Source organism: Micrococcus sp. Mcc89, assembly GCF_024519795.1.
In the GTDB taxonomy this organism is placed as follows: Bacteria; Actinomycetota; Actinomycetes; order Actinomycetales; family Micrococcaceae; genus Micrococcus; species Micrococcus luteus.
In genome coordinates this window covers 1-780 of sequence record NZ_JALJRI010000069.1, presented here as the reverse complement: position 1 = coordinate 780, position 780 = coordinate 1, and the positions used below count along the sequence as shown (strand labels likewise).

The following is a 780-nucleotide window of genomic DNA, read 5'->3' as shown; positions in this document are numbered from 1 at the left end:
CCGCGAGGGCGGGCGCGTGGTCAACGCCGTGGTGCTGCTGGCCACCGGGGTCAACGCTGACGGCCACCGCGAGGTCCTGGGCCTGCGGGTCGCCACCTCGGAGACCGGGGCGGCGTGGAACGAGTTCTTCGCCGACCTGGTCGCCCGCGGCCTGGCCGGGGTCCGGTTGGTCACTTCTGACGCCCACACCGGACTCAAGGACGCCATCGCGGCGAACCTGCCCGGAGCGACGTGGCAGCGCTGCCGCACCCATTACGCGGCGAACCTGATGGGCATCACCCCGAAGAACATGTGGCCGGCCGTGAAAGCCATGCTGCACTCGGTCTATGACCAGCCCGATGCGGCCAGCGTGCACGCGCAGTTCGACCGGCTCCTGGACTACGTGAGCGAGAAGCTGCCCACCGTGGCTGAGCACCTCGACGCCGCCCGGGCGGACATCCTGGCCTTCACCACGTTCCCGAAGGACGTCTGGACGCAGGTCTGGTCGAACAACCCGGCCGAGCGGCTCAACCGGGAGATCCGCCGTCGCACCGACGCGGTGGGCATCTTCCCCAACCGGGCGGCCATCGTCAGGCTAGTGGGTGCGGTGCTGGCCGAGCAGACCGATGAATGGGCCGAGGGTCGACGCTACCTCGGTCTCGAAGTCCTGGCCCGCTGCAGGCACACCACCGTGACCAACACCGGAGACGAGGTGGACCCCGACACCGAACTCACCCTCGGCCTCAGCGCCTGACCCCCATGAAGGATCAGACCGCTACACCATCACGAGGGGCTTGACCC

Annotated in this window: 1 protein-coding gene; it reads left to right on the top strand. The window is 69.2% G+C overall.

The window, feature by feature from the left end:
* A partial coding sequence (locus tag NR072_RS07595; RefSeq protein WP_256836711.1) for an IS256 family transposase occupies positions 1-733 on the top strand: 733 nt, incomplete at its 5' end.
* Positions 734-780: the final 47 nt, after the last annotated feature.